At 37.5% G+C, this 25,707-nt stretch carries 26 protein-coding genes; 8 read left to right on the forward strand and 18 right to left on the reverse strand.

Annotated features, from left to right (window positions below; genetic code table 11):
- Positions 1-304: 304 nt before the first annotated feature.
- The 6 genes from tsaD to MKX53_RS15490 form a co-directional block, all read right to left on the reverse strand.
- Complete coding sequence (tsaD, locus tag MKX53_RS15465) at positions 305-1,324, reverse strand: tRNA (adenosine(37)-N6)-threonylcarbamoyltransferase complex transferase subunit TsaD (RefSeq protein ID WP_340912378.1); 1,020 nt, start codon at positions 1,322-1,324, stop codon at positions 305-307.
- Positions 1,321-1,776 carry a ribosomal protein S18-alanine N-acetyltransferase gene (gene rimI, locus MKX53_RS15470; RefSeq protein ID WP_340912379.1) on the reverse strand — a complete coding sequence of 152 codons (456 nt, stop codon included), beginning with the start codon at positions 1,774-1,776 and terminating at the stop codon, positions 1,321-1,323. The genes tsaD and rimI overlap by 4 nt, the downstream gene beginning before the upstream one ends.
- Complete coding sequence (gene tsaB, locus MKX53_RS15475; protein ID WP_340912381.1) at positions 1,766-2,452, reverse strand: tRNA (adenosine(37)-N6)-threonylcarbamoyltransferase complex dimerization subunit type 1 TsaB; 687 nt, start codon at positions 2,450-2,452, stop codon at positions 1,766-1,768. Before tsaB ends, rimI begins: the two co-directional genes overlap by 11 nt.
- Positions 2,449-2,901 carry a tRNA (adenosine(37)-N6)-threonylcarbamoyltransferase complex ATPase subunit type 1 TsaE gene (tsaE, locus tag MKX53_RS15480; RefSeq protein WP_093538275.1) on the reverse strand — a complete coding sequence of 151 codons (453 nt, stop codon included), beginning with the start codon at positions 2,899-2,901 and terminating at the stop codon, positions 2,449-2,451. The genes tsaB and tsaE overlap by 4 nt, the downstream gene beginning before the upstream one ends.
- Before the next feature lie 521 nt (positions 2,902-3,422).
- Positions 3,423-3,833, reverse strand: a complete 411-nt coding sequence (locus MKX53_RS15485; protein ID WP_093538274.1) for a YugN family protein — start codon at positions 3,831-3,833, stop codon at positions 3,423-3,425.
- Positions 3,834-3,894: 61 nt separating this feature from the next.
- Complete coding sequence (locus MKX53_RS15490; protein ID WP_340912382.1) at positions 3,895-4,506, reverse strand: GDSL-type esterase/lipase family protein; 612 nt, start codon at positions 4,504-4,506, stop codon at positions 3,895-3,897.
- Positions 4,507-4,616: 110 nt separating this feature from the next.
- Here MKX53_RS15490 and MKX53_RS15495 point away from each other — a divergent pair, with 110 nt between their 5' ends.
- Entirely contained in the window at positions 4,617-5,663 is a 1,047-nt protein-coding gene (locus tag MKX53_RS15495; RefSeq protein WP_340763554.1) for an acyltransferase family protein, read from the forward strand.
- Positions 5,664-6,162: 499 nt separating this feature from the next.
- Here MKX53_RS15495 and purU read toward each other — a convergent pair whose 3' ends face one another.
- Positions 6,163-7,071: a formyltetrahydrofolate deformylase gene (gene purU / locus MKX53_RS15500; RefSeq protein WP_340912385.1), complete on the reverse strand. Its 909-nt coding sequence runs from the start codon at positions 7,069-7,071 to the stop codon at positions 6,163-6,165.
- A 142-nt stretch (positions 7,072-7,213) separates the two neighbouring features.
- On the opposite strand from purU, the gene MKX53_RS15505 reads away from it, so the two are divergent.
- Complete coding sequence (locus tag MKX53_RS15505; RefSeq protein WP_340912386.1) at positions 7,214-7,732, forward strand: hypothetical protein; 519 nt, start codon at positions 7,214-7,216, stop codon at positions 7,730-7,732.
- A 25-nt stretch (positions 7,733-7,757) separates the two neighbouring features.
- Here the strand turns inward: MKX53_RS15505 and MKX53_RS15510 are convergent, their stop codons facing one another.
- Entirely contained in the window at positions 7,758-8,750 is a 993-nt protein-coding gene (locus MKX53_RS15510) for an ABC transporter substrate-binding protein (protein ID WP_340763557.1), read from the reverse strand.
- 113 nt (positions 8,751-8,863) lie between these two features.
- Between MKX53_RS15510 and MKX53_RS15515 the strand changes: the two genes are divergently transcribed.
- Positions 8,864-9,898 carry a FecCD family ABC transporter permease gene (locus tag MKX53_RS15515; RefSeq protein WP_407691723.1) on the forward strand — a complete coding sequence of 345 codons (1,035 nt, stop codon included), beginning with the start codon at positions 8,864-8,866 and terminating at the stop codon, positions 9,896-9,898.
- The gene (locus tag MKX53_RS15520) at positions 9,895-10,923 is read left to right on the forward strand and encodes a FecCD family ABC transporter permease (protein ID WP_407691721.1); all 1,029 of its coding nucleotides are present in this window, start codon (positions 9,895-9,897) and stop codon (positions 10,921-10,923) included. The genes MKX53_RS15515 and MKX53_RS15520 overlap by 4 nt, the downstream gene beginning before the upstream one ends.
- Before the next feature lie 49 nt (positions 10,924-10,972).
- Here MKX53_RS15520 and MKX53_RS15525 read toward each other — a convergent pair whose 3' ends face one another.
- From MKX53_RS15525 to MKX53_RS15560, 8 genes are all read right to left on the reverse strand, one after another.
- A complete protein-coding gene (locus MKX53_RS15525) occupies positions 10,973-11,731 on the reverse strand; it encodes a 3D domain-containing protein (RefSeq protein ID WP_340912388.1) in 759 nt (252 codons plus the stop codon).
- A gap of 169 nt (positions 11,732-11,900) precedes the next feature.
- A complete protein-coding gene (locus MKX53_RS15530; protein ID WP_340912391.1) occupies positions 11,901-12,527 on the reverse strand; it encodes a 3D domain-containing protein in 627 nt (208 codons plus the stop codon).
- 351 nt (positions 12,528-12,878) lie between these two features.
- Positions 12,879-13,757 carry an ROK family protein gene (locus tag MKX53_RS15535; protein ID WP_340912394.1) on the reverse strand — a complete coding sequence of 293 codons (879 nt, stop codon included), beginning with the start codon at positions 13,755-13,757 and terminating at the stop codon, positions 12,879-12,881.
- A gap of 5 nt (positions 13,758-13,762) precedes the next feature.
- Positions 13,763-14,467 carry an N-acetylmannosamine-6-phosphate 2-epimerase gene (locus MKX53_RS15540; RefSeq protein ID WP_340912397.1) on the reverse strand — a complete coding sequence of 235 codons (705 nt, stop codon included), beginning with the start codon at positions 14,465-14,467 and terminating at the stop codon, positions 13,763-13,765.
- A gap of 18 nt (positions 14,468-14,485) precedes the next feature.
- Positions 14,486-15,400 (reverse strand): dihydrodipicolinate synthase family protein, encoded by a 915-nt coding sequence (locus tag MKX53_RS15545; RefSeq protein ID WP_424514061.1) that lies wholly within the window; start codon positions 15,398-15,400, stop codon positions 14,486-14,488.
- Positions 15,401-15,413: 13 nt separating this feature from the next.
- Positions 15,414-16,295 carry a carbohydrate ABC transporter permease gene (locus MKX53_RS15550; RefSeq protein ID WP_245762756.1) on the reverse strand — a complete coding sequence of 294 codons (882 nt, stop codon included), beginning with the start codon at positions 16,293-16,295 and terminating at the stop codon, positions 15,414-15,416.
- Positions 16,296-16,309: 14 nt separating this feature from the next.
- Positions 16,310-17,206 (reverse strand): carbohydrate ABC transporter permease, encoded by an 897-nt coding sequence (locus MKX53_RS15555; protein WP_434092747.1) that lies wholly within the window; start codon positions 17,204-17,206, stop codon positions 16,310-16,312.
- Positions 17,207-17,483: 277 nt separating this feature from the next.
- Complete coding sequence (locus MKX53_RS15560; protein WP_340912404.1) at positions 17,484-18,854, reverse strand: ABC transporter substrate-binding protein; 1,371 nt, start codon at positions 18,852-18,854, stop codon at positions 17,484-17,486.
- A 272-nt stretch (positions 18,855-19,126) separates the two neighbouring features.
- On the opposite strand from MKX53_RS15560, the gene MKX53_RS15565 reads away from it, so the two are divergent.
- The 4 genes from MKX53_RS15565 (at position 19,127) to MKX53_RS15580 (ending at position 23,286) form a co-directional block, all read left to right on the forward strand.
- Positions 19,127-19,924, forward strand: coding sequence for a response regulator transcription factor (locus MKX53_RS15565; RefSeq protein WP_340912408.1), 798 nt, complete (start codon positions 19,127-19,129; stop codon positions 19,922-19,924).
- 4 nt (positions 19,925-19,928) lie between these two features.
- Positions 19,929-21,737 carry a cache domain-containing sensor histidine kinase gene (locus tag MKX53_RS15570; RefSeq protein ID WP_340912411.1) on the forward strand — a complete coding sequence of 603 codons (1,809 nt, stop codon included), beginning with the start codon at positions 19,929-19,931 and terminating at the stop codon, positions 21,735-21,737.
- A 231-nt stretch (positions 21,738-21,968) separates the two neighbouring features.
- Entirely contained in the window at positions 21,969-22,406 is a 438-nt protein-coding gene (locus MKX53_RS15575) for a GNAT family N-acetyltransferase (RefSeq protein ID WP_340912413.1), read from the forward strand.
- 337 nt (positions 22,407-22,743) lie between these two features.
- Positions 22,744-23,286 (forward strand): NADPH-dependent FMN reductase, encoded by a 543-nt coding sequence (locus MKX53_RS15580; RefSeq protein ID WP_340831535.1) that lies wholly within the window; start codon positions 22,744-22,746, stop codon positions 23,284-23,286.
- A 194-nt stretch (positions 23,287-23,480) separates the two neighbouring features.
- Here the strand turns inward: MKX53_RS15580 and gltS are convergent, their stop codons facing one another.
- Together gltS and hutG are read right to left on the reverse strand one after the other, a co-directional pair.
- On the reverse strand, positions 23,481-24,665 hold the full coding sequence (gene gltS, locus MKX53_RS15585; RefSeq protein WP_340912415.1) for a sodium/glutamate symporter: 1,185 nt from the start codon (positions 24,663-24,665) through the stop codon (positions 23,481-23,483).
- A gap of 10 nt (positions 24,666-24,675) precedes the next feature.
- Positions 24,676-25,605: a formimidoylglutamase gene (hutG, locus tag MKX53_RS15590; protein ID WP_340912417.1), complete on the reverse strand. Its 930-nt coding sequence runs from the start codon at positions 25,603-25,605 to the stop codon at positions 24,676-24,678.
- Positions 25,606-25,707 lie beyond the last annotated feature (102 nt).

Genomic DNA, 25,707 nt, shown 5'->3' on the forward strand with positions numbered 1-25,707 from the left:
TGTCCACAATTCAAAAACTTAGTTGTCCACAGCACTGTGCATAACAATCATACTATATATAGTTTTATCTTAAGTTACACACATGTTATCCACAAATTGTGCATAAGTACGGATGTTCTCTATTGACAACTACTAAATTCCGTGTTAAAAAACCCTCTTTTCTTGTCGAAGAAAAGGGGGCATCAATTATTTGTCTAGGCTCTAGCCCCTTGAGTTGTTTCAGAATGTCGGATAAAGGCAAAAGAAGCCTTACCGTCAATTCTGCAACGCTTTTCAGGGCTATTATAGGTATTTCTGTTTTTTTTCAGTTCCAACTATCTAATTCTAGTCCAGGCCTACCATTCATCGACATATTACCTCTATGACCCGCTGAAAATTTCGAATTTCCTGCAGCTGCAATCATCGCAGCATTATCGGTACACAGTTTGATGGGAGGAACATAAAAAGGTATATTTTCTTTAGTAAAAGCTTCTTCTAGTGATGTACGAAGTCCTTTATTGGCAGCAACTCCACCTGCCGCTATGACTTGTTTAACTTTAAATTCTCGTGCAGCACGAATTGTTTTTGTTGTTAACACTTCCACTACACTTTGCTGGAAGCCCGCCGCCAGATGGTTCGGATTTACTTTTTCCCCTCGTTGCTCGGCGTTATGCTGATAATTGATAACTGCTGATTTTAATCCACTAAAGCTAAAATCATAGGACCCGTCTTCTAGCCAAGCTCTTGGAAATTGCAGTGCTTCGTCACTTTCATTAGCTAGTTTATCGATATGTGGGCCTCCTGGATAAGGGAGATTCAGTACACGTGCTACTTTATCGTACGCTTCACCTGCAGCGTCATCTCTAGTCTCACCGATTAGTTCGAACAGACCATCGTCCTTCATCAATACAAGCTCTGTATGCCCTCCAGAAACAACTAATGCAAGAAGTGGAAATTCCATCTTCTGTACTAACGCATTTGCATAAATATGCCCTGCTATATGATGAACCCCAACAAGTGGAAGCCCATTCGCAAAAGCAAATGCTTTCGCTGCATTTATACCTATTAGAAGAGCCCCTACTAACCCAGGTCCTTCTGTTACTGCAACTGCATCTAAATCCTGAGGTGTCATGCCCGCTTGTTTTAATGCTTCTTCAATGACAATCGTAATTTGCTCCACATGATGTCTGGATGCAATTTCGGGCACTACCCCACCGAATCGTTTATGACTTTCAATTTGTGAAGCGACTACATTGGAAATAATCTCTTGACCATTTTTTACTATCGATGCCGCTGTCTCATCACAGCTCGTTTCTATCCCTAAGATATATTGGTCTTTCATCATTTAAATTCCACCCACATCACAAGTGCATCCTCTCCGGTATCTGAATAATAATTTTTCCGTATGCCTCCGTCTTGAAAATTGAGTTTATGATATAAGTTCTTCGCTACATCATTTGAAACTCTAACTTCTAACGTCATGAGAACTACATTTTGCTCTGTTACAACACGGATAGCTTCACGCATTAAGCCTTCGCCAATTTTGTTTCCACGCATTCTTTCCGATACCGCCACATTGGTAATATGACTTTCATCCATCACTACCCACATGCCACAGTATCCAACTATCTCTTTCGTTTCAGTTTCAGCTACAAGATAGTGTGAATATTCATTTGTCGTCATTTCGTGCTCAAAGGCTTCTCTTGTCCACGGTGTATCGAAAGCTTCCTCTTCGATTAACAGAACTTGGTCTATATCATCTATTGTCATTTTGCGATACGTAATATTAGTTTCCATTTTTCTTCTGCTCTTTCATCCAGTTTGCCTCTGCTTCTGTAATACGTAAATACTCCGGCACTACTGTATGCACTTCGTTAGGCTCCATTTTTTTTGCCATTTCTATTAAAACTGCAGCATTTGGTAAATCGAAAGCAGCATTAACACGTTGCACCTTATCTCCAAGTATTTCCTTTATACGCTCCCAGTGAATTGTAACGTCCATCCCAACAAACAAAACTGGCTGTTCTAAATTATCTAACGTGGTCAGTAGATCTACTAAAGACATATGCGCTTCTTTTACTACTTCACCGTTTGTATAGATTCCAGCAAAGACATTACCGCGACGTGCATCCATAATAGAACACACTACTCCTTGGAAATAGGGTGCATTCTCGGCAAGTACATGTAAGCTTGATACTGAATATATCGGCACCTTTAGTGTCCATGCGAGCGTTTTTCCAATCGTAACTCCAATACGGACTCCTGTATAAGAACCGGGTCCTTTCGCTACAGCAATTGCCTCTATTTCATTTGGCTTGATATTTGCTTTTTCCATTAATTCTTCAATCGCTGGCATTGTCCCAATCGAGTGAGTAATTTTCATAGAGGACTGAATCGAAGCAAGTACTTGTTCATCCTTTACAATAGCTACCGCTAGCGGTGAATGTGATGTATCTATTCCTAACCAAATCATTCAAAAAGCTCCTCACATAATTGTTCATATCGTTCGCCCAGAGGCATAAACGTAAATTTTCTGGCATTCTCATCTAGCCGTAGTATCTGAATCGCTAGTCGTTCTGCCGGTAGGTCTTCTTCTATCAAATGGGCCCACTCAATAATGCTGACCGCATCCCCGTAAAACAGCTCGTCCCACCCTAGATCCTCATCACTATTTGCAAGTCGGTAAACATCTAAATGGTTTAACGGGAGCCTACCCTCATACTGTTTTAATATAGTAAAAGTGGGACTGTTCACGTTACGCTTAATACCCAAGCCTTTTGCCACACTTTTAGTGAATGTCGTTTTACCTGCTCCTAAATCACCTTCTAGAGTCAGGACATCCCCGGCATGTAAGCGAGCTGCCATTTGCTCGGCAAGAGCCTGTGTTTCTTGCTCCGAATTAATCATTCGTTCATATTTCATCGGTTGCTTTCCTTTCCAGTTACATCTCTAATGCTTCTATTATAATGAAATACGTCGAATATTGTAAGTGTGGGGTCTTTCTAGTTAGCTTCTAGCAAGAACAAAAGCGCAAGCGCCTATGTAAGACCCTACAAGCGCTGGAAGAATAGCAATAAAGGCGCTCTTTGTCTTTATTGCTATTCTGAAGCGACTCGAGGGGCTAGGCGCTGAAGTCTGGACGAATAATTACTTGTAGAAGGTTATCCATATGCCGTAGATTTTATAATTTCCTAAAGCATAAGAAAAACCAGGTAAAAAACACCCGGTACTTAAAAAAAGTAGATATGTCATTGAGTGGAGCGGAGGGGGGCGGTGACACCAGCTATAGCTGAAGCCAAGCTCACGGGAAGTGTCCGCCGGAAGTGAAAGTCAGTAGTATTATTTATCCTTTATAGTTCTGTAATTCCAAATTTCACACTACATACACTTTCTCATCAGTTAAAAAAAGACCATTTCGCAACTTGTGCAAAATGATCTTTCACTTATTGAACTAACCGTACGATTTTCTCAACTGCTTGTTCTCCAGCTGCTGTCCATTTATTTTGGTTTTCAATTTGACCATCCTTATCAACTGGAGGTTGGAATTGATTGAACCCTGTAGAAGTGAGCAGTGAATTCTCCTCATCATCTAAACCTATATTAACAACATGCTTGATCACATAAGGAGTTTGAAACTTAATCTGTGCGTCGTAATTATCTAACTCCCCTTCCACCACTTCAAATGGAAGTCGCAAGTAAATGGTTTCGCCTTCATTTCGCCATAATACATTGTCAAAACTGCCTTTATGGTAGTCCCAATTTCCACCTATCGTATACCCGAGGCTATCTATTCTACTTCTTAAATCACCAAAACCGATTTCTTTTCCTTCTAACTCTGTTTGTAATTGCAGCATGAAAAATTCACTCCTCATTCGAATCTTTCTATTATCATTACCAACAATCGCTAGAAAAATACTAGCCTCTCATTAATCGGTCTACTAACTTTTTGAAGAAACCATCCTCAATTTCCATGTCCTCTATCTTTTCCACTATTACATCAGAAAGCAATTCATAGCAAGCTTCCCCAAAATGAAGTCCATCATTCTTCTCTCCAACTAATAACTCCTTATAGTTTGGCTTTGAGTATACAATTTGAAAAAAATCGATAAAATAACTGTTTGTCTCTTCTGCTACCTCTTGAACGACCTGAGCATATTGTTTTAAACGTTCATTCGTTCGGTTGCGCTGAAGAGATTCATCAACGGGAGCTGGGCTTATTAATATAGTCTTTTCTGGACCAATCTGCTTTGTAAACAATGAAATATTACGCTTAAACGTATCTATATCTACCAACTTATCAGTTGCCGAATCATTTGCTCCAAATAATACAGTCACTACATCTGGACGCTTAGATAACACATCTCTGTTAAAACGAAACATCGCTTGCTCCGTTGTATTTCCGGATACTCCTGCATTGATAAATTTATAATTAGGCATTTTTGAAGACATTTTATGAGTTAATATGGGCGATGGATACCCTTCTTTTCTGGCAGTGATACTATCACCAAAACAAATTACTTCCAACATATAACAAAACTCCTTTTAAAAATATGTAATATACTTGAAACACATTATACGTTTATAATTACCCAAAAACGGATAAACAAACATAGATATTATGTTTTGGAGGAAGTTTTATGGCTAACAAGCGATTAACATGGGTGGATGTGACAAAAGGATTCTTAATGATATTAGTTGTAATCGGACATTATCCAGGTGAATTGGATTTTCCGTTTATCACTTATATATATTGGTTTCATATGCCGGCCTTTTTCTTATTAAGTGGATTATTTTTCAAAGAATTAAAAGAGGAACAAGATACAAAAGTCTCTATCAAAAAAAGGTTTCTACAGCTGATGGTACCTTATTTCTTTTTCCTATTAGCCATTACAACTGTTCGATATGGAATGGAGCTTGCAGGAGGTAACTTCGACTTATCCTGGTACATACAAGATTTATGGAAATTAGTTATTGCGGGTCGTTTTGCACGGGGTGCTTATGGAGTTTTCTGGTTCGTCACCACATTGTTCTTTACATATTTATTGTTCACATTGATGACAAAGTATTTAAATCGATTCAAACAAATAGTATTACTTATCGTCTTTTACATCGTCGCACATTTAGAAAGTATTTTTGCAATGCAATATATTAGTGGAGCACCAGATAAAGCTTCACAAACAATTCCAATGCTTTGGAACTTGGATGTCGTCTTAATGGCAATCGTCTATTTTTCTCTTGGCTATTATGCTAAATCTATTTGGATGAACATTACTAAAACGTGGTTTATCGGAGCTCTAATCGTGGCAATAACTGCCATAGTTACTGATAAACTTGGGGTTATTGATTATCACTTAAGTATGAAATTCCTTCGCTATGAACATTTACTACTAGACTTAGTGATACCCATTGCGTTCATAATCGTTATTCTTGGTCTGTTCCAAAGAATTACTACTATTCTTTCGTTAGACTGGTTGGCAAAAATTGAAAAACATTCAATTACTATTATGTATTTGCATATTTTCACTGATATTATCCTGAACGACTATTTCCAATACGGCATTATTGGTTTTACGACACTCGGATTAATCATACCGATCATAGCATCTATCATAATTCAAAAAATGATTCCATACGGAAGGTTCTTATTAGGAGATATTCGAGCAAAGAAACCCATTCAAATTTAATAGAAGCCCTACCAGAGAAATAATTGCTCTGGTAGGGCTTTTATTGTCGGAGAATTTATGTGAAAAATCATGCATCTGTGACATCATTAGATAGAGATTCGAATAACGACACAACAATAAAATAGAACATTAGTTCTTTTTTGTGTTATAATAAGTTGGCAATTACATAGTAGGGTAGGCGGCTGGTCACTTTTCCGTTAGGAGGTGTTGCCATGACAACATACCAGATGATGAGTTTGTTGATCCAGCTTAGTGCTGTACTGATAGCAACCTTTTCCATAGTAGTGACCATTATCATTTTCTTTGTAAAAAAGAAATAACCGTCCCCTGAGCTAAAGGTTTGACGGTTATTTTCGACCTTGGACCAACCGCTCTTTCCGCGGTCTGTAATTGCTGACTGGATATTCGCGTATCCAGTCTTTATAGTCTCTGTTTCTATATCCATTATATACAGAAGGAGTAGCGCATTCAACCTATATGAGCATTACCAACTTTTGACTTAGTGGAAAACGATTGTCTTATTGCCTTCTACGATAACACGATTTTCTAAATGCCATTTCACAGCTTTTGTTAATACTCGTCGTTCGATAGTACGACCAATTTTCTTTAACTGAACTACGTCATCCCGATGATCTACTCGCTCCACATCTTGTTCGATAATTGGACCTTCATCTAAATTGTTTGTTACATAATGAGAAGTAGCCCCAATCAGCTTCACTCCGCGTTCGTATGCCCGCTCATATGGACCAGCACCGATAAACGCTGGTAAAAATGAATGATGTATATTAATAATCCGATTTTCAAAATGCTCTACAAACTCTGGTGTTAATATTTGCATATAACGAGCCAGGATGAGTAAATCTACTTTGTACTGCTCCATTAAACGAACCTGTTCAGCTTCCACTTGTTTTCGAATATCTTTGTTTGCTGGTATATAATAATATGGAATGCCTAGAGCCTCGACAAATGGCCGGGCGTCTTCATGATTACTAATGACTACAACTATATCTGTATCCAAATCTCCGTTTTGCCATTCCCATAAAAGCTCCATTAAACAGTGTGGTTCCTTAGAAACAAAAATTGCAGAACGTGTACGCTCACGTAAATAATTAAAACTATATTCCATATTATGCACTGCAGCAATTTGTTCGAAATCCTTTTCCATTTGTGCACACTTTCCAACTAAACCTTCACAATGATATGCAATTCGTATAAAAAATGTACCGTTCACTGGATCACTGGAATATTGGCTAGACTCAATAATATTTGAATTATGTGTGTGTAAAAATGTTGATAGCACTGACACGATTCCTGGTTTATCAGGGCATTTTACTAGCAATCGTCCACGATTTTCAAAATGACTGTTTTGATGTTGTGAGTTACTTTTTGCTTTCATGTTAATAGACATAGAAACAGCTCCCATTATATAAATATTAATTTTCTTATTATGCTACATTCTATCTGTCTTCTCAACCCTTTAGTAAATTAAATGATTAAAGTGGGGTACAATCGATGTTAAACATAGAATTTTACGCAAAGAGGGTGTGTACATGCATCAGAAACTAACGAAAAAACTATTTAAATTGTTTACAGGTGAATTGACCGCAACAATCATGTTTGGAGGTGTATGGCTACTGTTTTTACGTATGCATGAATGGGCAAATCCATACTTCACTTCTTTTCCCCCTTTATATGCATTTCTATTCCTAGAATTTCTATTATTACAAGGAAGTTATTATTGGTATTTAAAATGGAGACAAGCTAAGCATAGGGATTTCACTATATTGCCCGATTATCATCTGAAATTTTTCAGGATTCTAAAGCGAGTGAATCTTTTTCTTATAGGAGTTGGCTTTATTATATTGATATATGAATCGATAAATCATTCTAAAGCCTACTATTGGACCCTCTTTTTATATCTGTTTGCGCTAGCAGAGTATATAAATTATTACAATATTCGCTTGTCTTATCAATCCGTGGATGAGATGAAGGACTTTCTGCGACACAGAAAGTTACGTAGATCTAAATTGGCAGAAGAACTAAAACAATTAAAAGCTATCTCCCAATAACAGGGAGATAGCCTCTCTTGGCAAACTATTTTACAATGCTTTTTAAAATATTGTCGATAATTTGTTCATTAGCAATTGTTCCAGTGTATAACCAGCTTTCGTCTGGTGAAAATTCATATACATTTCCAGCTTTTACAGCAGGAACACTGTTCCATAATGCTTCACTTAAAGCAGTAGAACCACTTGTTGTATCACTATTGATCAAGAATAAATGCTCTGCATCTAACTCAACCAGTTTTTCTAAAGATATTTCACTCCAGTTACCAGTTGCACTTGCTGAAATTTCTTTTACTACTGCAGGTGTCTTCAATCCTAAATCACCATACATTACCGCACCACTAGATAAGTTTTCTCCTACTACGAAGAATTTCCCACCTACTAGCCATACAGCAGCTACTGAAGGATTTCCTACCTCAGCTTCTATCGTTGCTTTTGCTTCTGCCGCTTTTGCATCATAATCTTCCAGTGCTTTTTGAGCTTCTGCTTCTTTACCGAATACCTCCCCTACACGCTTTAGTTCGTCGCGCCAATCGTTGTTGACTTCTGTTCCAATTACGTATGTTGGAGCAATTTTACTGTATTGCTCGTATTTACCGCCTTCTACCATGCTTGCTGAATCCATGATGATCAAGTCAGGTGCGTATTCTTGAACTGCTTCGAATGGTAAGTCATAAGGAATCATTGGAACGTCTTTTAAATCGTCCTGTAAATATCCCTGTATGCTTGCACCATCATTTACACTCCATTGTGCAACAGGAGTTATTCCTAATGCGACTAAATTATCTTCTAAGTATGAAGCTAGTACACGTTCCGGGTTAACAGGCACTACTACTTCATTGCCCATCGCATCTGTCAATGTACGTGTATCGCTTTCCTGTACGTCCGTTGCTTGTTCTTCTGCTTTATCTGTTGTGGACTGCTCTTTAGAATCTTCATCCCCACAAGCCGCTAATGCTAAAGCTAAAGCACCTGCTCCTACTAATTGTATCCATTTATTTTTACCTAGTATATTTTTCATGTTAATCTCCCTTTTGGTATGATATAATAGAATCATTGATAATGATTCTCGATTTCAATTAGAATACAAATTCTTTCATTTGTCAATATTTATTTTTTCTTAAAATGGGGATAATGATACATATGAATACTAAAACAACATTAGATTATAAAAATCCTTTCACTAGCTCTGCTGTCATAATCATTGGCATCATACTACTTGCCCTTAGTGTGGTGGTATCTATAAATTTTGGGGCATCCTCCACCTTAAGCTATCAGGACGTATGGAGTGCTATTTTTCACTTTGATCCAACTAATTCTTCCCATGTTATCATTCGTGAACTTCGACTTCCCCGAGCTATAGCCGCTATTTCTGTTGGAGCTGCTTTAGCAGTATCTGGTGCAATCATGCAAGGGATGACAAGAAATCCATTGGCTTCCCCATCCATAATGGGGGTCACTTCAGGGTCATCTTTTTTAATAGCCATTGCGCTAGCTGCGTTACCAGGTATAAGTTACTTGGGCTTAATGATGTTCTCATTCGTTGGAGCGGGGCTCGGTGCAGCTTTAGTATTTGGAATCTCTGCTATGGCGAAGGGTGGGGTGACTCCGGTAAAATTAGCGCTAGTCGGCTCAGCCATTACTTCCCTACTTAGTTCCCTATCCACAGCTATTGGTATTAAATTCAATGTATCAAAGGATATCAGCTACTGGTATGCTGGCGGCGTATCGAGTATTCAGCCGCAACATATTTTATTTGCTATTCCATTTATCATCGTCGGACTTATATTAGCGTTAATCTTGTCGCGCTCTATCTCTGTGCTAAGTTTAGGAGAAGATGTCGCAAAAGGACTCGGTCAACGAACCGGTTATGTACAATTGTTAGGAACAATTGCTGTGCTTCTATTAACGGGGGCTGCAGTATCCATTGCTGGGATGATTGGTTTTGTAGGTCTGGTAATTCCTCATATCACTAGATTTCTTGTTGGAGTAGATTATCGGTGGATTATTCCATGTTCCGCTATTTTAGGCGGTATATTATTGATCACTGCAGATATCGTTGGACGTAGTGTAAATCCTCCCTTTGAGACACCTGTCAGTGCAATTACTGCCTTGATCGGTGTGCCGTTCTTTCTCTACCTAGCACGTAAAGAGGGGAGAGGATTATGATGCCAAACACTTTAGCTAAAAATGAAGCCAAATATAAGTTTCTTATGATCACTACATTTATTTTAATCATTATGGCTATTCTAATAAGTATTAATGCAGGATATATGAAAATACCGATTGCCGATGTTATTGCTACATTGTTTGGTAATGGTACTCCTCAAAATGAACTTACTATATTTGAATTCCGCTTACCTCGAATATTCATGGCCTTACTGGTAGGTTTAGGAATTTCTATATCTGGTGCAATTTTGCAAGGAATTTCTGGAAACCCACTAGCTGATCCCGGCATTCTAGGCATCAATGCTGGTGCAGGTTTTACCATCGTGCTTTATATGTTCTTTTTTCAAGGAACTGTCTTTATAACTGGTTGGCTTTCTATTTTCATCATGCCATTTGCAGCACTAATCGGAGGATTTATAGCAGCATTCCTTATCTATATAATTTCCTGGAAAAATGGTCGTGTAACTCCTATACGGCTAATACTTGTAGGAATCGGGATTAATGCTGCATTTGGAGCAGGTCTAACTATTTTCCAAATGAAAATGGAGCCGATTGACTTTATGAAAGCGATCGTTTGGCTTTCTGGTAGTATTTGGGGAACAAATTGGACATTTGTTTGGATGATTGCCCTTTGGTTAGTTGTCCTGATCCCAATTGTTCTTTATAAATCTCGAGTCTTAGATGTATTAAAGTTAGGAGACTCTATTGCAATAGGTGTCGGGGCCAATATTGAAAAAGAAAGACGCTTCCTTCTGTTCATTTCCGTAGCGATTGCGGCGGTTTGCGTATCAGTTGGAGGAGGAATTACTTTTCTCGGTTTAATCGCTCCACATATGGCACGCCGTTTAGTAGGTGCTTCTCATGCCAAGTCACTACCCCTAGCTGCTTTGCTAGGAGCACTGTTACTATTGCTCGCAGACACCCTTGGCCGTGTCATATTAGCACCAATGGAACTCCCAGTCGGATTGGTCATCTCCGTTCTTGGTGCTCCTTACTTTATCTACTTACTTATAAAAACGAACTAAATATGTAAAAAAAACAGATCAGCATAAGTCGCTGATCTGTTTTTTGGATTTAATTGATAACCCTAAGTTTTACTTCTTTGACTCCCCAAGCGATAGCATTATCATGGGAAGGGATAAAAACATCAATTTTATTGCCTTTAATAGCTCCCCCTGTGTCACCAGCTATTGCTTCTCCATAACCCTCTACCCACACTCTTGTACCTAATGGGATTACCCGAGGATCTACTGCTATTACTTTTTGATCAGGGTTAGCTCGCAAATCGATCCCATATGCGGTCGTCCCTGAGCACCCTGCGCAATACGCTGTGTAAGCCGTGGCGGTAACCGTCATCTCTGCTCCATAACTTTCCGGCTCTTCTTTGGAAGAAGATACGGTTACTTTTGGTGCTTCCACCGTATTAGTAGGTGGGGAACTTCTAGCTACAGTTGTTGAAGCAGCTGCTACCTTCTTAATAGTTTCAGGGATACCAGTGTTGCTTACAGTTAATACATCGCCAGGTAAGATTAGTTCCCCTTCGATATTATTCCATTCCATCAGAGATTCCAATGAAATACTATGCTCTAGAGCAATCCTAAATAGATTATCCCCTTTTTCTACCGTATATGTCTTAGGTTCCAGTAGAAAATCATAAGCTAGTTCGATATTTAGTGCATCATCAAAAAAAGAAAAATCCGCGACGCTATCTGAATTGTATATATCAAATTCTTCTCCATCACTAGTGGCGACTAGAAATGGATCAGCAGCGTACGTTACTGAGCTCATCGAAAAAGTAGCTACTAAAATCATTAACAACGTTTTTGCTTTCAATACTTTATCCTCCTTACAAGCAATCTTTCAATCACTTTTAAATTTGATTAAGTATTGCCCAAAAACTTTCAAAAACAAACATTCTAACAAAATAAAAAGAAACCATCCTCCCAAACATATAAAATCTGTTTGGAAAAATGGTGTTATATACACATAGTTTACATCTAAATTACTCCAGGATTTTCAATATTATTTCCTGTCTTCCCCACTCAATTGCTCCATCATAAGTAGGAATGAACACATCAATTCGATTACCTTTTATAGCACCACCAGTATCCCCAGCAATTGCTTCTCCGTATCCTTCTACCCACACTCTAGTGCCAAGCGGAATAACTGTAGGGTCCACTGCAATCACTTTCTCTTCTGGATTGGATCTTAGATCGATGCCGTAAGCAGTTATGCCGATGCAGCCATAGCAATAGGCTGTATAGGCTGTTGCCTCCACTATCATCTCTTGTCCTGGTCCGTCTGGCGGAATAGTACTTGGGTGCTTCACTAGCTCCGCATCCTTACTTAGTATTAACTGGTCTTTTGGATAAATCACATGATCAGACAATCCATTCCACTCCATTAGTAAGTCAATGGGAACATTATAAGCTTCCGCAATATCATACAGATTATCTCCTTCTACAACTGTATGAATAGTTGGATCTGGAAGACTTTCTTCTACGATAGGTGTATCCTCTACCTTTGTATTTGGTAAATCTAGTTGGTTTATCAATGGTTCTGAAGCACTTGCTGTAGATAAAGTTATACTTATAAATATTAGTGTAAATATTATAATTCTATTTTTCAATGTTATACCTCCGATGTACTTTTCAATAATCCCTTTTATGTATTGCCCTAAAAAAGAGAGAGACAAACATTTCTGTCTATAAGTGCAATAGGTAGCTTTCCAAAGCGTACATTATAAAGGTCTCTTAAAATCTGAAGTTGTCGACTGTTTTAATATGCATCAAAACAATTATTTTATGTAAGGTTTTATATGGAAATAAGTATTTTACATACAAAGAATCATTATTTGTCACGCAAAAAAGAAGCTACCAAAGAGGATTGGCATCTTCTTTTTTTATATTTAATTGGATAAGAACTATCATGATTCAAGGCTTTAGATCAATTTATTTTTTATAACTCTACAAGTTTTCATTCATAAATGCAAGGAAACTGCACCTAATAACCCTGCTTTGTTGCCGAGTGTTGCCTTTACAATTTCTATATCGGAATAACTTTCCATTACTAGTTCCTTAACTTTACTGTTTACCAATGATACTAATTTGTCCTGTTCCATAACTCCACCGCCTAAAATAATTACAGGAGGATTGAATATGTGGGTCAATGAAACTAAACCATATGCTACATCCATTATCCATGCATTCAGAATCTTCTCCAGTTCTGCATTACCTCTTTCAAGCCCTTCAAATATCGCTCGACCGTTCGCATACTTATGATCGACTTGAAGTGCTTTTTCAACTAAGGCTGTGGTGGAACCATACACTTCATAACAGCCTAAAAACCCACAAGTACATTTCCTTCCACCTGGATATAGAATTATATGTCCAAACTCAGCTGCTGAGCCATTAAACCCTCTATAGATACTAGAATTATATACAATAGCACCACCTATACCAGTTCCATAGGTTAAACATAAAAAGTCAGTATACCTTTTACCAGCACCAAACTTTTTTTCCCCTAACGCTGCAGCATTCACATCATTTTCTACAGCAACTGGGACATTAAAATTCAACTCAAAAATAGACTTTAACCTCATACCAGTAAAATTAGGAATGTTATCATTTGCATAGATGATAGAGCCTTCTTTACTATTAACCTGCCCAGCGGTACTAATGCCAATAGCTTGGAAGTCTACATAATTCATTTTGACTAACTGAATTATTCTTTCTATTAAATGGTTCCCTCCCATTTTAGCTTGAGAATCGAACTCTTGAAAATTTACTATATTTCCTTTTTCATCAGAGATGCCAAGTTTAATAGATGTTCCACCAATATCGATAGCTAATATATTCATCGGGTTCATCCTTCTAGATCGAACTTTACAGCTTTTACAAATCTTTTCGTAATATCCATCGGTCTCGTAATGGCAGTTCCAACTACCGCTGAATATGCACCTAATTCGAATACTCCCTTTAGTTCCTCAGGTGTCCAAATTCCACCCTCTGCAATGATTGGAATTGGAAAATCTCTAACTAGGTTTGCAATCAGCTCCCCATCTGGTAATTTAGTACCTTGCGTATATGTTGTATAACCACTAAGTGTAGTACCTAAGCAATCAAAACCTAATTCATATGCTTGTTTTGCCTCATCATAAGTGGAACAATCAGCCATAAACAATTGGTTCCTATATTGTTCACGAATAGCTGGAAAAACTTCGCTAATTACTTTACCATCAGGTCTAATCCTATTAGTTGCATCAATCGCAATAATTTCGACGCCTTCCTGATAGAGTAAATCTATTTCTTTATGTGTAGGTGTGATGAAAACATTCGATTCATCATAGACCTGTTTAATAATGCCAATGATCGGCAGGTTAACTGCTTTTTTAATCTCTCTAATATCATCAATGCTATTCGCTCTAATCCCCTTTGCGCCACCCAACATCGCAGCATAAGCCATTCTTGCCATAATGTAAGGGCTATGCAATGGTTCTTCAGGCAAAGCCTGGCAAGAAACGATGAGTTCACGCTCGATGGATTTTAATATTTCCTCTTTACGTTTCATCTATATTCATCTCCATACTTAAGCCATTTGATATTTTTCGATTGCCTCATCAATCATCCTTTTAATACCTTCTACTTTCCCTAAATCTTCTCCATGTAGTGCCTCTAATGGACCCCGGACACTTCCAATATTTATGCCTCTTATTTTTAAAATCTCTTTTATAACGGAATACATCGAACCATTCAATGAACAAAGTGCAATAATAATATCGTTAATTTCATGTTGGATTTCTCTAGCATTTGAGAAGTTACCTGTTGCAATAAATTCCTCTGCTTTTAAGAATAACTCCGGCATTACTCCATACGTTCCGCCAATTCCTCCATCTGCCCCTATTAATCTACCAGACACATATTGTTCATCTGGTCCATTAAAAACGATAAATTCCTCATGGGCTGCTGCTTTAAATCGCTCAATATCCATCACTGGCATAGAAGAATTCTTAACGCCGATTAGCTTGTCATTTTTTAATAGCCTTTTCAGTAACGAAACAGAAAGGTTATAGCCCGTCGTTTGAGGAATGTTGTAAATGATAAATGGCAATTCCGTTGAATTCATAATTTCCAACCAGTATTTTTCAATCGCACTTTCAGGTAGTTGAAAATAGATCGGGGGAATAGCAGATAACGCGTCATAGCCTAATTCCTCCGCATACTTGGCTAATTCCACACTTTCCTTAGTAGATGGTGCTCCGACATGTGCGATGAGCGTCAATTTCCCTTGCAGGCTTTCCGCAACATACTTGAGTGTTGCCTTTCTTTCGGCAAGAGATTGATATATACACTCGCCCGAACTTCCCCCCACATAGAGACCCTTGATCCCTTTTTCATATAAATACTGACTTAGTTTTATTATTCTCTCTTGTGATATTTCCCCTGCATCATCATAGCAAGCATAAAAAGCAGGTATAATCCCTTTAAATTTGTTTAGCAATATAATCCCCACCCTTTTACTTGATAGAACCCATTGTAATTCCTTGTGTGAATGATTTTTGGAAAAGCATGAAGATGATGATCATAGGAACAGAAGCTAATGCAGCACCGGCCATCATTACACCGTAATCTGTTTTGTATTCACCCTGCATGGTTGCAATACCTAATGGCAGAGTCATCATATCCGTGGAACGCGTAATAACGAGTTGGCTAAAATAATCATTCCAACTTAACATGAAGGTGAAAATGGCTAAAGCTCCGATTGCTGGTTTAAGCATCGGCAACACGATATGGAAAAATGAACGAATCTCACCACAGCCATCTATTTTTGCAGCTTCTAGGAGTTCATTTGGTATTGTTTGTGAGAACTGCTTCATCAAGAAAACTCCAAATGGCCAGCCAATTGCAGGAATGATCAGTCCTTTATATGTATCTACCCAGCCCAAATCTGCTAGCATCGTAAACAGCGGAACTAAAATAACCTGTTTAGGTAGCGCCATTGCAGCGATAAGTGCGATAAAGATAAGCTTACGACCAGGAAATACCTTTTTTGCTAGTACAAAACCTGCTGTTGCACTTACAAAACATACGGCAATCATCTCTGCACTTGCTATGAAGAAACTATTAAATGTCCAACGCCAAACTGGATTGTTAAATAATATTACCCAGTTATCCAGTATAGGATTTAACGGAAACCATTCTGGTGGAATTGTGATTGCTACAACTTGAGATTTAAACGCGCCAGTAACAATCCAGTAAAGTGGGAACAAAAAGAATAATCCAGAGAGGACTAATATAATTGTGGATATTATTTTAAATGCGCTTAAGTCGCGAAACCATTTTGGACGTCCACGCCCATCATTTTCTTTCTTCATTTTTACCGGAGATATTGCTTTCAAGATGTTTCCTCCTTTTAATACTCCACGTCATTCCCTAAGTATTTAAATTGAATGATTGAAATTATGCCAATGATAATGGCTAGAATTACCCCCATAGCTGAGGCTATACCAAAGTTACCTAAAAGAAATGCTTGTTGGTAAACACCATACATGACCGTCGAGGTACTATGAATTGGTCCGCCGGAAGTAAGTAATTGTATAAGTGCAAAACACTGAAACGAATTTATCGTAGTAATGACAATTACATACAAGCTTGTTGGCATTAGTAATGGCCAAATAATTTTGCGGAAAATTTGTCCTGGACTTGCACGGTCAATTTGAGCAGCCTCTATATAACTGGCAGGAATATTACCTAAAGAAGCAACATATAAAATGATCGGCTGACCGACAGAAGTTGTGATTAATATGACTGTTATGGCCATTAATGCTGTTTTTGGATCTCCAAGCCAGGATATCGGCTCCATTCCGAAAAAGTTAGTTATATAATTTAGCAGTCCAAAGTTTGGATGATAGATCCATCCCCATACGACGGTCACACTTACAACAGAAGTAACCGCTGGCAGATAAAAGATGCCTCTACAAAATGACCGGATAAACTCACTTTTCTTGTAAATCGCCATTGCGACGAAAATAGAGAAGCCAATAACTATAGGGACTGCAACAGCTACTAATACAATCGTATTTATGAGTGACTTATGGAAAGTTTCATCATGATACAAGGTTACATAGTTTTCCCATCCAATGAATTCAAAGCTTGTAATGCTATAGTCGAAGAAACTCATATATATCCCTCTTAACATAGGATATACAACGAAAATGAGGAAAAATGTTAACGCTGGTAACAAGAACAAATAACTCATCAACCAATCGTGCAATTTGTGTTTGTTTGGCTTACGAATAGTTGCTAACAATTTACTACCACCTCAATCTAATTCTTTTTTAAGATAAGTATATAAATATGGAGTATGAACACTGAGTTCATGGAATTTTTAAAAATGAATAATACTACTGATTTCAAAGGCTAAGAGCGCCACCTCGTGTGGCAACGCCTTTGTGACTACATCCTGTTGGCCTCCGCGGGCGACGGCAAGCATGCTTTTGACTAATTTTTCTTTTTAGAAAGGAGCAAGACATCTATGATGCTGCTCCTTTTCCATCTATTCATGCTGCTGTGTAATATCGGTAATACTATTTTGCAGATTTTGCTTTTTCAATCGTTGCATTCGCTTTTTCCGCAAACTCATCTAATGCTTCTTTCGGTGTTTTCGTTTCAAGAATTGCTTCTTGCAGCGCAGGGAACCAGAAAGTACGGATTTCAGCATAACCATCTGCAGTAGTTGGAGGATCTGTTATAAATTTACGTGCTAACTCTGAGTAGTCATATTCAGACCCTTCGTATATCCCTGTTACGGAGTTACGCGCTGACAATCCTCCAGTTTGAATAAGGTTCTTTTCGCCCCATTCTGGATCATTCACGATAAAGTCGATTAATTTCTTAGAAGCCTCTACCTTTTTGTCATCTTCATTGTTAAATACAGCTAACCCTCCAAGAAACGGCTCAAGCTTTGGATCTGATCCATCTGGAGTTGGATAAGGTAATAATACATCTTCAAAGTCTTCTGTTTTATTTGGAGCAAATAGTGATTTTAGTACAGCAGAATAGTTAATAGCAAATGCCATTTTCCCTTGTAGGAACAAATCATTATGATCTCCTGCTTCAAGTGAAGCTGCACCCGGTGCTACTAATCCATCTTTAGAAGCTTGCACAACCCACTCAAGTCCTTTTACACCAGCAGCTGAATTAATCGCTACTTCGCTATAATCCTCATTTAAAAATCTACTTCCACCTAAGTTCGTAATGTAACCTCGTGTTCCTTGATCACCTGCAACACTCTTTGCATAAAACCCAGAAGGAATAATATCTGGCGCTTTTTCTTTCACTGCATTTAGAGCTTTTTCATATTCTTCGACAGTCCAAGTACGATCTGGTCGATCTAAAGGCAATAAATCAAGTTCTCCAATTTCCTCAAACAATGTTTTATTTACTGCCATCATGAATGGTCCTGTATTGAATGGGTACATGAATACTTCCTCCCCAACCATCGATAGCTTTAACAAAGCTGGAGAAATATCACTCATTACCTCTTCTGGCATCATGTCATTTAACGGTGCAAGTAAATCTTTTTTACCCCAGTCAATAATTCTTCCAGGAGCATCGTAAATTACGTCTGGCGCTGTATTTGTAGCAATAGCCACGTTAAGCTTTTCCGGACCACCTTCAAAAGTTAGCATTTCTAAATTCACTTTAATATCCGGATTTTTCTCCTGGAAAGCTGCTATAATTCCTTCTTCATACTTCCCTACTTCTCCATCTAAAGCCTGGAAGTTGGGAAAATTCCACCATGTTATTTCTACTGATTTTGCGTCACTAGAAGCTGGAACTTTTGTAGAATCATCTTTTTCTTTTTCACCGGCATCCTCACTACAAGCTGCCAAGAACATTGATACAACAAATGCAATTGCGATAAACAAAATGAACCTTCTCTTTGAACCTTGCATAGTATCCCCCCTATTATGAATCTGAAAATATCGGTAAGCGCTTTCATTACCTGTTTTTATCATAGGGTTATAGAGCTCTATCTACAATCCCTCTTATTTTACATTCATACTCCCATTCTGACATATACACTCTAAATATATAAAATTATCTGAATGCTCATATAATTACCTATTGGGAAATTCTACTTTATCATGTACACTAGGAAAAAATGGCATAGAAAAATGTCTAAACGTCTTCTATAACAACTACTATTAAATCATTTTGGGGGAATATGATGTACAAATTAATGATAGTTGAAGATGAACCTGTCATACGTTCTGGCTTAAAGCAATATTTTGATTGGAAGGAATTAGGGGTTGAAACCATTGTGGAAGCAGAGAATGGCAAAGATGGAGTAGATACAGCTTTAATCGAATTACCTCACCTAATCATTACAGATATTCGAATGCCCGTAATGGATGGACTTGAAATGATTGGTCATCTACGACCAAAGTTACCTGACGCCATATTCATTATTTTAACTGGGCATAGCGAATTTGAATATGCACAAAAAGCTATTCACTACGGCGGGGTACACGATTATTTACTCAAACCATTACAGTATGACAAGAGTTTTTCAGTAATTGTGGAGTGCATAGAAAAAATCCGTAAGAAGCAATTAGGATCCCCAGAAACTATAGAGAGCACGCAAAATATACTGGATTCCTCTCTCATTTTGAATAGAATGGAAACGCTTTCTCAAGAGGATCTTCAACTGTTCAAAAAAATTGAATCCTATATAAAAAAGCATATTAACCAAGAGTTAACACTCAATATGGTTGCGGATCATTTCTTTTATAATCCATCGTATTTAAGTCGGTTATTTAAAACAAAACTCAATATGAACTATATGACCTTTGTAAGCGAAATCAGAATTCGCTATGCGCTAGAATGTCTAAAAGAATCCAAATACTCCATCAATGACGTGTCACTTATGTGTGGCTATAAAAGCTATAAACACTTCGTAAAATTATTTAAAAGTATTTCGCAAATGACACCTACGGAATACCGAAAACAATTAAGGATATAATGTGATGAAACAACTAAAACGACTCTTTCAAATATGTCAGTTTAAACATGTTAACTATCAAATTTTCAGTCTAATGATTATAACAATTACCATACCGTTGCTAATTTTATCCGTTATTATATATATCTTCTCTATACAATCAGCAAAAAGTGAATATCAAAATAGTTCGAACCTGATTCTCAATAATTTATCATTTAATTTCGATCAATATTTGCGGAGTGTGGAAATTGGAGCTTTAACAGCTCATATGGATAGTAATCTTCAAAATGCATTAGAAAACTGGGGGAAAACGGACTCCGACAAGGACTATGTTCAAAGTCTAGAATACGAAAATGCCATTGAACATTTCATCAGCAGTATTGAAATGACCATTGATAATGTAGACAGTGTACAAATCTTTTTAGATAATCGTGTATTTTACTCGAGCTTTAAAAGAGCTGTTTACGATGTTAGTAACCTTTCAAGCGAGGAATGGTATAAACAAACGGTGGCCCAAAAAGGAAAAAGAGTATTATTTGGAACCCACCAACCCTTTCATCGTCCTAACTCTAGTGAATCTGTTATTTCTATCGCAAGGGTCATTAACAAAAGTGGTACTAGGAATCCTTTAGGTGTTCTACTAATCGATATCCGTTTAGATTCACTCCGCAATATCTTAAACCTATCAGAGAATAGCAATCGAAACTTCGTTATTATGGATGACGTTGGCAAGATTATTTATGCTTCTGATTTAAATCAGGTTAACTCTAACAAAAAATTTAAAACACCTGTTCAGCAAGCAATATCAGATACGCAAACAGATAACGGAAGCTTCTATGCCGAAGTAAATGAAGTTAACTCTTTCTTTAACTATGTTACTTCTCCATACTCCGGATGGACAGTTATACAATATATTGAGGAACAAGAAATGACGAAGCATGCAGATATCCTTCGTCAGGTTATTTTATGGTTAGCACTCTTCTCCATAGCTATGGCTATGTTGTTTATGGTGATCTTATATTCACGTGTGACGAAACCTATTATCTTTTTAAGTAAGCAAGTAAAAAAAATTGGAAGTGGACAATTCAATGTTAACTTAACTAGTGAACGTCAAGATGAATTCGGGGTTTTATATCAAGGGATTAGTAAAATGACTACTAACCTAAAGAATTATATTGAACGAGCTTCTTATCTCAAAGCCCAACAACAACTAGCACATTATCGTGCTCTTAAAAGTCAGGTCAATCCACACTTTTTAGCAAACGCCCTCGAATCAATTCAAATGAAGGCGGTCATCAACAAACAACGAGATATTGCAGAAATGATTGGACTCCTGGGACAGTTATTCCGCATCACTATACAAAGTGGAAAAGAAACTATCACATTGGAAGAAGAACTCACACATATTCGCTTATATATACAAGTGCAACAAATGCGATTTGGGGACAAAATACAGTATATCGAAAACTTAGCACCACATAGTAACTCCATACACATCGTACATTTTTCGCTACAGCCCCTAGTGGAGAATGCAATTATTCATGGTTTAGAACCGATGCTTGGACAAGGCACGCTAGAACTTTCTTCTACCTTTTCAGGCAAAGACCTACTTATTAAGATTCAAGATAACGGAGTGGGTATTAATCCAGAACAAGTTCAGCAATTGCGAGATTACCTAGAAGAATCATCTAACACGTTAACCGAAGAACATATCGGACTTAAAAATGTACACGAACAAATCCGATATTATTTCGGCAACAAATATGGAATCACTATTGATAGTGTTTTAGGAGAAGGCACCACTTTAACAGTTCGAATTCCAGCCCTTTCATAATAAGAAAACTCAGGACATTTCGGAAGAGCTTGGACAAATGTTTTCTATATTATTAACCAGTAAATTAATAGTGGTATTGGTTGGACATAATACACAGCCAGTATCACTTTTTTCGTTATTCCTGTGGTTTAAATTGAACTAAAATGACAGGTTAGTTAAATTAGTAGAAATAGATATCTGGAATATTATGTTAGAATATATCAAAGAACTTTGAAAGGAATGACTCTATTAATGGATATAAGAAGACCTAGTGATTCCGAACTTAAAGAGGTTCTTTTACTTTCTCCACAAGCCGTATTTGACGGAACATTGGGTGAAGTAAAACCTACAATTGAAAAAGTAAAAAGTCTTATGGAACCACTATTAGAAAAGGGGAGCTATTATTTAATAGCAACAGAGAACGGTAAAATAATTGGGTGGATTCTTTTAGGGGAGAGTAAAGACCAATTTACTGATAAGATGAATGGATTTATTTATGAGTTATTTGTTAAAGAAGAATTTAGAGGGAATGGAGTTTCCAAACTGTTAATGAGAACAGCCATTGACCAGCTAAGATTAAATGGATACTCTGAAGTTCGTCTTAGTGCATTTGCAGGAAATCAAGCTATTAAACTTTATGAAAGCATAGGATTTAAGTTAAGAACAGTTTCTATGAGTTTACCATTATAAGCTTGGAAATTTTCACACGAAGCCTTAGTAAAATAGGACAACACAATAAGTGAGTGGTGAATATATCCTAACTCCTTATTGTGCATTTTAAATAAACCACTAGCTTTAAGGATCAACAGTATATTTGTCGCGAAGACGTATTGTATATAGCAGCGAGCCAAATTCTTTGACTTACTTTTAGTAACCTCCTATACTAACAAAGGACTAAAGTTGAAAAAATGACACAATATAAAGAGTCTGCTTCTTATAATGTGTAACTATTAACGACTAGCAGTCACACACACTTAAAATGGAAATCACAAATTTCCACTAACTAGAACTTTGGAGGGAACACATCATGAAATTAGTAGCAATTGTAGGAAGTATCCGAGAAGATTCATTGAATTTGAAACTAGCAAAACATCTACAAACACGTTATGCAGAGAAGTTTGAGCTAGAGATCTTAGATTTAAAACCGATTCCAATGTATAACCAAGATATCGAGCTAGATGCACCACAGGAAGTATTAGACTTTAAAGCAAAAGTGAAAGCAGCCGACGCTGTTCTTTGGATAACACCCGAATATAACTCTACGATTCCAGGTGTTTTAGGAAACGCTATTGACTGGATGAGTCGTGTAGATAAAGTTATGACTGGAAAACCATCTATGATTATGGGTGCTTCTATGGGTGCTATGGGTACGGTAAAAGCACAAATGCATCTACGTGATATTCTATTCGCAAGTGGTTTAAATTCACCTTTACTTCCGATGAACGAAGTATACGTTGGAGCAGCGCATACTAAATTCAATGACAATGGTGAATTAACAGACCAAGCAACAGTTGAGTTTATTGATACAGTAATCGCCAACTTCCAAGAATGGATGAAAAATTACTTATAATACTGAAAAACACCTCTTCATCGAAGAGGTGTTTTCTATTTCCTTGCCTTAATCGATTGGTTCCCAGTGTAGCAAACAAACATGAAAGTTCAAACATTCACGTTTGTTCAAACCAACGCGAATGTTTCTTACACAGGGACGAAAAAGCGCAAGCCCTGGAATTCAAGGGTTTGCGCTTTTCTATGCCCAGTATTCTATTTAAAGAGGTTAATAGTTGTAATAATAATTGGCATACCGAAAACATCTATTAAGAATGCTCCTACAATCGGTACGATTAGGAATGCTTTCCGTGATGGACCAAATTTCGAAACTACTGCAGACATATTAGCCATTGCGTTAGGCGTTGCACCTAGACCATGTCCAAGGAAACCCGATACCATAATTGCTGCATCGTAGTTTTTTCCAAGCAACCGGAAAAGGACGAACACAGCGAATAGTACGATGAAGATTACTTGTACTAACACGATGATAAATAACGGTAACGCTAAGTCTGCAATTTCCCATAGCTTTATGCTCATCAATGCCATTGATAGGAAAATACCAAGGGAAATATCACCGATTAAATTTATTTCTCTCATATTGATTAGTTCAGGCTTGATGCGATCTACCAAATTACGAACGATTACTGCTATGAACATAGCACCTACATAACCAGGTAAAACAAATCCTGTTATAGTAGAGAACCATTCGCCTACATATGTACCAACTGCCATACAGAAAGTGATTAAGAAAACTTGCATCATGAATGATTTGTCTGTAATCGGATGTTGTGATTTTTCAACGTATGCTTCTGTTTCTTCAGAAGATGGCTTTAAGTCAAATTTACGGATCAAGTAGCCGATAACAGGACCACCAACAAGTCCACCAGCTACTAGTCCACATGTAGCTGCAGCCATCCCTATTGATACTGCGGATGGTACTCCTAACCCTTCAATTGTTTCCCCAAAAGCTGCAGCCGCACCATGTCCCCCTTCCATAGATACAGCCCCTGCCATAACGCCGATCAATGGATGAAGATCCATTAATTTAGCTAAAGAAACACCAATTACATTTTGCATTAAGGCTAAGAATCCACAAGCTAACCAATAGATTACTAATAATTTTCCACCTAATTTAACAAGTTTGAAACTCGCACCAAGTCCGATAGTTGTAAAGAAGGTAATCATGAAAATAGATTGTAGTGAAGTATCTAACGTAATCTCGATTAGGTCTAAACCCTTTAAAATCGTTGCTAGAATTGCGAATAGTAAGCCTCCTACAACGGGTGCTGGAATACAAAATCGATTTAAAAAGCCTACCCTTTTAACTAAAAAAGTGCCGACTAAGAATAATGTTACTGCGAGACATAATGTTGTAATTTGATTTATAGCCATATACATTCCCCTTTGTTTATTCGAAGCTATTCATAATTACTTCATTTATAAAGTAAGCCCCCAATTTTGCTGTTTGATTGTTTATATCAAGCGAAGGATTCACTTCACAAATACTAAAACTTACCGTGTTTTTATGCGAAACCATCTGACGTAAAATGTCTCGAACTTTTATAGCGGATAAACCAAATGGAGATGGTGCACTGACACCTGGAGCTTCAGCAGCATTTAAAACATCCATACAAAGAGTAACGAGTAATACATCATGGGCGTTCATAAAATCTGTTAAATCTTTGTTAAACTGAGGTGATTCCAATTGTTCATCTAAAAAGTAATGCACATTATATTGAGCTGCTGTATTGAATAATGCCGTAGTGTTCCCATATTGTTGGATGCCACACACGAAATAATGTGCATTTGGATCCTCGTCTAAAATTTGCTTAAACATGGTGCCAGAAGAGGTTTGTTCATCATAAGCACGCATATCAAAGTGCGCATCAATATTAAGTAAACCTATGGAAGCTTCTGTCCCTACTGCTTTACGCACCCCTAAATATTGTCCATATAACGTTTCGTGCCCACCTCCAAGTACAATTGCCTTCCCATTTGTTAGGATGTCAGAAACTTTATCTCCCAATTCCAGCTGTGCCTGCTCTAGTTCATGCCCCTCACAAACGATATCCCCAAAATCCATTAAAAAATTTGTATGAATATGATTGCGCCATGGTAACGATGCCAACTGTTTACGCAAAGCAAGAGGAGCATCCTTTGCACCAACACGTCCATTATTACGCCGGACACCTTCATCACAAGAAAAACCTACTAAGCCAATTATTCCATGCTCCGTTGTTGGTTCGACTTGAACAATTTGATGATAACGAAAGTAGGTCGAATCCACCTCATGATCGATGCGCCCTTGCCAAATACTCACATCCGTTTTTCTATACAATAGGCTCGTCTCCTTATAAACTGAAAAATTCATATTTTCATTATATTTTATATGTATTTATAATAACAAATACTATTTTTTTATATTATAATAGTTTAAAAC

The sequence above is a fragment of the Psychrobacillus sp. FSL K6-4615 genome (assembly GCF_038008225.1).
In the GTDB taxonomy this organism is placed as follows: Bacteria; Bacillota; Bacilli; order Bacillales_A; family Planococcaceae; genus Psychrobacillus; species Psychrobacillus psychrotolerans.